Source organism: Kitasatospora sp. NPDC005748 (genome assembly GCF_040630735.1).
Taxonomy (GTDB): Bacteria; Actinomycetota; Actinomycetes; order Streptomycetales; family Streptomycetaceae; genus Kitasatospora.
On record NZ_JBEXYD010000080.1, the window covers coordinates 21,929 to 28,956 of the forward strand.

At 72.4% G+C, this 7,028-nt stretch carries 6 protein-coding genes; 5 read left to right on the plus strand and 1 reads right to left on the minus strand.

The genetic code is table 11. The annotated features are described in order from the left end of the window. Positions 1–88 precede the first annotated feature (88 nt). Positions 89–1,939, minus strand: coding sequence for an asparagine synthase (glutamine-hydrolyzing) (gene asnB / locus ABZ495_RS33490; RefSeq protein WP_359839601.1), 1,851 nt, complete (start codon positions 1,937–1,939; stop codon positions 89–91). A gap of 249 nt (positions 1,940–2,188) precedes the next feature. On the opposite strand from asnB, the gene ABZ495_RS33495 reads away from it, so the two are divergent. The 5 genes from ABZ495_RS33495 (at position 2,189) to ABZ495_RS33515 (ending at position 6,924) form a co-directional block, all read left to right on the plus strand. Next, the gene (locus ABZ495_RS33495; RefSeq protein ID WP_329491014.1) at positions 2,189–2,473 is read left to right on the plus strand and encodes a hypothetical protein; all 285 of its coding nucleotides are present in this window, start codon (positions 2,189–2,191) and stop codon (positions 2,471–2,473) included. Between the two features lie 44 nt (positions 2,474–2,517). Next, entirely contained in the window at positions 2,518–4,344 is a 1,827-nt protein-coding gene (glmS, locus tag ABZ495_RS33500) for a glutamine--fructose-6-phosphate transaminase (isomerizing) (RefSeq protein ID WP_359839602.1), read from the plus strand. Positions 4,345–4,511: 167 nt separating this feature from the next. Continuing rightward, the gene (locus tag ABZ495_RS33505; protein WP_359809815.1) at positions 4,512–5,831 is read left to right on the plus strand and encodes an aldehyde dehydrogenase family protein; all 1,320 of its coding nucleotides are present in this window, start codon (positions 4,512–4,514) and stop codon (positions 5,829–5,831) included. A 325-nt stretch (positions 5,832–6,156) separates the two neighbouring features. Continuing rightward, the gene (locus ABZ495_RS33510) at positions 6,157–6,360 is read left to right on the plus strand and encodes a cold-shock protein (RefSeq protein WP_042388274.1); all 204 of its coding nucleotides are present in this window, start codon (positions 6,157–6,159) and stop codon (positions 6,358–6,360) included. A 201-nt stretch (positions 6,361–6,561) separates the two neighbouring features. Continuing rightward, entirely contained in the window at positions 6,562–6,924 is a 363-nt protein-coding gene (locus ABZ495_RS33515; RefSeq protein ID WP_329491017.1) for a hypothetical protein, read from the plus strand. The last annotated feature ends 104 nt before the right edge of the window (positions 6,925–7,028 follow it).

Here is a 7,028-nt window from a genome sequence, read left to right on the forward strand (position 1 = left end):
TCGCACCCGGTCAACGAAGCGGGATGCCCGGCGGTCACCACCCGGACGGCGGGCACCCGGCACGCCGCCGTCCGGAGGTGACGGCCGCTCACAGTTCCAGGGAGACCTGGTACTCCGTCAGCCAGGCGTTGAGGTCCAGCGCCAGGTCGACGCCGAGCCGGACGGACTGCGGGTCGGTGTCCGGCGCGAGCGCGTCGGTGAGCGCCCGGCGGTCCAGCAGGCCGAGCACGGGGGCGCCCGGGTCGGCGGCGAGCTCGGCGAGTTCGGCGCGCAGCAGCGCCGGGTAGTGCGGGTCCTGGACGACGGGGTACGGGCTCTTCACCCGGTCGGCGATCTCGGCCGGCAGCAGGTCGCGGACGGCGGCCCGCAGCAGGCTCTTCTCCCGGCCGTCGAAGCTCTTCATCGCCCAGGGGGTGTTGAAGACGTACTGGACCAGCCGGTGGTCGCAGAACGGCACCCGGACCTCCAGGCCGTTGGCCATGCTCATCCGGTCCTTGCGGTCCAGCAGGATGCAGACGAAGCGGGTGAGGTTGAGGTAGGAGATCTCGCGCATCCGGCGTTCCACCGGGTCGGCGCCGGGCAGGTGGGGGACTTCGGTCAGCGCCTCGCGGTAGCGGGCCCGCCGGTACTCGGCCACGTCGAGCTTCTCGGCCAGCCCCCGGTCCAGCAGCTGGTCGCGGGGGCCGGCGCCGGTTCCGCCGAGCTGGGTGACCGCGTCCACCCACGGGAAGTCGTCGGCGGCGACCAGCTTCGGGTCGTGGTACCAGCGGTAGCCGCCGAACAGCTCGTCGGCGGACTCGCCGGACAGCGCCACGGTGGACTTCTCGCGCACGCCCCGGAAGAGCAGCAGCAGCGAGACGTCCATGTCGCCGAAGCCGCCGGGGGTGTCCCGGGCCCGCAGTACGGCGGAGCGCTGCGCCGGGTCGGTGAGCGCGGCGCTGTCCAGCTCGATGACGTGGTGGTCGGCGCCGACGTGCCCGGCCAGCGTCCGCGCGTACGGGCCGTCCGGGGTGGACCGGACGGCGTCGGCCCGGAAGCTCTCGCTCTGGCCGGTGAAGTCGACCGCGAAGGAGCGCACCGGGCCGGCTCCGGCCGTCCGCAGCGCCCGGGCGGCGATGGCGGTGACGGCGCTGGAGTCGAGCCCGCCGGAGAGCAGCGAGCAGAGCGGGACGTCCGCCTCCAGCTGGCGGTGGACGATGTCCTCCAGCAGGGCGCGGACGGTGGCGACGGTGGTCTCCAGGTTGTGGGTGTGCTCGCGGGCCTCCAGCGCCCAGTACCGCCGGGTCGTGACGCCCTGGCTGCGCACCCGGACGACGTGGCCGGGCCGCACCTCGGCGATCCCCCGGTAGACGGTGCGGCCGGGGGTCCGGCTGACGGCGAGCATCTCGCGCAGCCCGTCCAGGTCGACCACCGCCCGGACGTCCGGGTGCGCCAGCACGGCCTTGGCCTCGGAGCCGAAGACCACGCCGTGCGGCGTCCGGAAGTAGTGCAGCGGCTTGACGCCCATCCGGTCGCGGACCAGCAGCAGCTCCTGGCGGCGGGAGTCCCAGACGGCGAAGGCGAACATGCCGTTCAGCCGCTCGGCCAGGCCCTCGCCCCATTCCAGGTAGGCGTGCAGCACCACCTCGGTGTCGCTGCGGGTGCGGAACCGGTGGCCGGCCGCCTCCAGCTCGGCGCGCAGCTCGCGGTGGTTGTAGACCTCGCCGCTGTAGGTGAGGGCGGCCAGTACGCGGCCGTCGTGCTCGACGGTCATGGGCTGGGTGCCGCCCTCGATGTCGATCACGGCGAGGCGGCGGTGGCCGAGCGCGGCGTGCCGCTCCAGGTGGGCGCCGCCGGCGTCCGGGCCGCGGCAGAGCTGGGTCCGCGTCATCGCGTCCAGCACTGGACGCTGGGCGGTGAGGTCGCGCTCGAAGTCGACCCATCCGGTGATCCCGCACATCAGCAAGCCTCCGGTCTTCCGCTACGCATCTCCGATGCGTATGCGGAGTATCACGCTACGGGGCGTAGTGGTGTCGCTACAAGGGTGTGTCGGCCGGGTGGCGAGCTGGCGCCGGTCGGGGTGGCGCGCCGCCACCCGAGGGCCGGAAGGGGCTTCGGGCGCCCTGCCTGCTCCGAATGTCGCAAGGCCTGCCCGAAATCGGGCAGGATCTTTGATCTCGCGGCTCGGTCCGGCCTAGGCTCCCCATTCGTGTCCAGCTCACCCGGCTCCTCGCACCCTCACGAAGACCTGCTCGCCCACCTCACCCGGACCAGCCCGCTCGGGCCCCGCGAGGCGGCGCGGGTGGTGGCGGAGGTGCTGGCGTACTTCTCCGAGACGGCCGAGGAGTACGTCCGCCGCCGCCACGGCGAGCTGCAGGCACGCGGCCTGACCAACGAGAAGATCTTCGCCCGGCTGGCCGAGGAGCTGCCCGCCCGGCGCGTCGCGGCGCCCGGGCTCTCGGCCCGCCAGCTGCGCCGGATCGTCTACGGCTGACCGCCGTCGCCCCCTCGCCCTCCCCGTTCAAGGAGTCCACCCAGATGTGCGGAATCGTGGCCTACATCGGCCCCAAGGACGCGACCCCCTTCCTCCTGGAGGGCCTGGCCCGGCTGGAGTACCGCGGCTACGACTCGGCCGGCGTGGCCGTGACCGGCCGCACCGGCGGCCTCAAGCTCCGCAAGGTCAAGGGCCGGGTCGCCGACCTCGCCGCCGCCGTGCCGGCCCGGTTCAAGGGCACCACCGGCATCGGGCACACCCGCTGGGCGACCCACGGCGTGCCCAGCGACGCCAACGCCCACCCGCACCTGGACAACGCCGAGCGCATCGCCGTCGTCCACAACGGCATCATCGAGAACGCCGACGAGCTGCGGGCCAAGCTGACCGCCGACGGCGCGGTGTTCCGCTCCGAGACCGACACCGAGGTGCTCGCCCACCTGATCGCCGCGCACGCCGCCGAGGGCGCGGAGCTGGAGGACGCGGTGCGCGCCGCGCTCGGCAAGGTGGTCGGCACCTACGGCATCGCCGTGCTCGACGCGGAGCAGCCCGACCGGATCGTGGTCGCCCGCAACGGCAGCCCGATCGTGCTCGGCATCGGCGAGAAGGAGATGTTCGCCGCCTCCGACGTCTCCGCCCTCGTCCGCTACACCCGCCAGGTCGTCCACCTGGAGGACGGCGAGCTGGCCACCGTCCGCGCCGACGGCTTCCGCACCTTCACCGAGGACGCCCGCACCACCCACCGCCAGCCGTCCACCGTCGACTGGGAGATCGACTCCTACGACACCGGCGGCTACGAGCACTTCCTGCTCAAGGAGATCCACGAGCAGCCCGGCTCGGTGGAGCGCACCCTCAGCGGCCGGCTCGACGAGCGCTTCGCCACCGCCCACCTCGGCGGTCTCAACCTGGACGCCCGCGAGCTGCGCGAGATCCGCCGGGTCAAGATCCTCGGCTGCGGCTCCGCCTACTACGCCGGCGAGATGGGCGCCCAGCTGATCGAGGAGCTGTCCCGGATCCCCGCCCACAGCGAGCCGGCCTCGGAGTTCCGCTATCGCAACCCGGTGATCGAGGCGGACACCCTGTACGTGGCGGTCAGCCAGTCCGGCGAGACGTACGACACGCTCGCCGCCGTCCAGGAGATCAAGCGCAAGGGCGGGCGGGTGCTCGGCGTGGTCAACACCGTCGGCAGCGCCATCGCGCGCGAGTGCGACGGCGGCATCTACCTGCACGCCGGACCGGAGATCTCGGTCGCCTCCACCAAGGCCTTCACCTCGACGGTGGTCGCCTTCGCGCTGCTCGCCCTGCACTTCGGCCGCATCCACGACCTCTCGCCCGCCGACGGCCGCCGGATCGTGGCCGGGCTGAAGGCGCTGCCGGACCAGATCCGGGAGATCCTCGCGCAGGGCGAGGAGATCGCCGAGCTCGCGGCCGTGTACGCCGAGTCCGAGGGCATGATGTTCATCGGCCGGGTCCGCGGCTTCCCGGTGGCCCGCGAGGGTGCGCAGAAGCTCAAGGAGATCTCCTACGTCCACGCCGAGGCCTACCCCGCCAGCGAGCTGAAGCACGGCCCGCTCGCGCTGATCAGCCCCGAGCTGCCGACCGTCGCGCTGGTTCCGGACGACGAGCTGCTCGACAAGAACCTCACCACCCTCGGTGAGATCAAGGCCCGCTCCGGCCGCGTGCTGGCCGTCGCCCACCGCCGGCCCGAGGCCAAGCTCGCGGACCACTGCATCCTGGTGCCCAAGAGCGAGCCGGAGCTGGACCCGCTGCTCCTCAACATCCCGCTCCAGCTGCTGGCCTACTACGCCGCGGTGGCCCTGAAGCGCGACGTCGACAAGCCGCGCAACCTGGCGAAGAGCGTGACGGTCGAGTAGCGGCCGCCCGGCCGCACGGAACCGGCCGCCCGGGTGGGTCGCGCGCCCGGGCGGCCGCGCCGGCCCCGGAGATGATTGACTTTGCCAACCATCTCGGCCTACTGTCGACAGAAGCTTGATGTTATCAACTATCAAGCGCTTCAAAATTTCCTGTCGGGAGTACTCTCATGAAGGCCATCACCGAATCCGATCCCGCCACCGTCGTCGCCGGGCTGCGCGCCGCCTTCGCGAGCGGCCGGACCCGCCCGGTCGCCTGGCGCCGGGAGCAGCTGGGCGCCCTGCGCGCGCTGCTCACCGAGCGGAGCGAGGATTTCCTCACGGCGCTCCACGCCGACCTCGGCAAGGGACCCGCCGAGGCGTACCGCACGGAGATCGCCTTCACCCTCAACGAGCTCGACCACACCGTCCGGCACCTGGACGAGTGGCTGAGCCCGCGGCCGGCCGACGTCCCCGAGGCGTTCCGCCCGGCCACCGCCCGGGTGGTCCGGGAGCCGCTCGGCGTGGTGCTGGTGATCGCGCCCTGGAACTACCCGCTCCAGCTCGCCCTGGCCCCGGTCGTGGGCGCGCTGGCGGCCGGCAACGCCGTCCTCGTGAAGCCCAGCGAGCTGGCCCCCGCCACCTCCGCCGCGCTGGCCCGGCTGCTCCCGCGCTACCTCGACCCGGAGGCCGTCGCCGTCGTCGAGGGCGCCGTCCCGGAGACCACCGCCCTGCTGGAGCAGCGGTTCGACCACATCTTCTACACCGGCAACGGCGCGGTCGGCCGGATCGTGATGACCGCCGCCGCCCGCCACCTGACCCCGGTGACCCTGGAACTCGGCGGCAAGAGCCCGGTGGTGGTCGACCCGGACACCGACCTGGAGGTCACCGCCCGGCGGCTGGCCGCCGGCAAGTTCCTCAACGCCGGCCAGACCTGCGTGGCCCCCGACTACGTCCTCGCCGTGGGCGGCACCGGTCCCGCGCTGGCCGGGCACCTGGCCGAGGCCGTCCGCGCGCTCTACGGCGAGGACCCGGCGGCTGATCCCGAGTACGGCCGGATCGTCAACACCCGCCACTTCGACCGCCTGGCCGCGCTGCTCGGCGACGGCCGCGTGGTCACCGGCGGCGGCCACGACCGGGCCACCCGCTTCATCGAGCCCACCGTGCTCGCCGACGTGGATCCGGACGCCCCGGTGATGCGCGAGGAGATCTTCGGCCCGGTGCTGCCGGTGCTGGAGGTGGCCGATCTCGACGCGGCGATCGCCTTCATCACCGGGCGGGAGAAGCCGCTCGCGCTCTACGCCTTCACGGAGTCGGAGACGACCAAGCGCCGGCTCGCCGAGGAGACCTCCTCCGGTGCCCTGGTCTTCGGCCTTCCGGTGTCCCATCTGGCCGTGCCCGAACTGCCCTTCGGCGGCGTCGGGGAGAGCGGCATGGGCAACTACCACGGCGAGTACTCGCTGGCGACGTTCAGCCACACCAAGGCGGTGCTCGACAAGCCGCTGGGCTGAGCCCGGGGGCCCGTCCAGGGGCGCCGCCCGCCTCCCGGGGCGGGCGGCGCCCGCGTTCGGAACCGCCCGCGCGCGCGGCCGGGCCGGACGGTGCCGGATGCCACACCGCGGACGCGGCCGGAAAAAGACCCCGTTTCGCTCCCGCACCTGCTAGAGTCGACGTCAGTTGCAGTTTTGGTTCCCATGAACTCTGTGTGCGCCTGCCGGTTGTAACCGCTGGCGCATTTTTGTTTTCCCCGGATTTTCCTCGGGTGGGCCTCATCGCGGCGACGCGGGACTTCGCGAGGTGCGAAGCTCCGGATTTGCCCTTTCAAGGAGAATTTTTATGGCTAATGGCACTGTGAAGTGGTTCAACGCGGAGAAGGGCTTCGGCTTCATCGAGCAGGAGGGTGGCGGCCCGGACGTCTTCGCCCACTACTCGAACATCAACGCCCAGGGCTTCCGTGAGCTGCTCGAGGGCCAGAAGGTCGAGTTCGACGTCACGCAGGGCCAGAAGGGCCCGCAGGCGGAGAACATTCGCCCCCTGTAGTACGCACCGCTGAGCGGCCCCGGCCGAACAGCACGGGCCTGCACTGCGCTTCGCGCACGGTGCAGGCCCTTCGGCGTTCCCGGGGGCGGGCCGGGCGGCCGTGGGCGTTCGCGGCCGACAGGCGGCGCCGGGACCGGCCGGAGCGAAGCCGGCGGGCCCGGGACCCTGACTCCGCCGGGTCCGGTCCGTTAGCCTGGCGGTATGCCGAACCCGGATCCGTTGCTCATCAGTATCACCGCGATGGTGGAGTCGACGGGCAGTAATCAGATGCCGATCACCGTGGTCGTCCCCGGCGCAGTCATCACCGGGCGGCTCGCCGCCGAGACTGTCTGGCGGGAACGAGTCGCCGAAGTCCTGGAGGCGTCCGACCACCTCAAACCCTTCGCGCCGCTGTTCGCCGATGCGGTGACGGACGCCGACGCCCCGGTGACCCACCTGCACCTGCACCTCGCCAAGATCCTGCAGGGCAGCTTCGGCCTCCCGCACACCGGCGGGATGTACCGCATCGCGATCGACGACGTCAGCAGCTGGACCCTGGGGGACCTCAGCTACTCGGACCAGTGACGGCGGCGGGTGCCCGGCCGGTCGCCAAGCTGGGCTCGCTCAGCGGGCGGGACGCCGAGGTGCTCTACCTGCAGCTGATGCTGGAGCACCACAAGGGCGGGGTG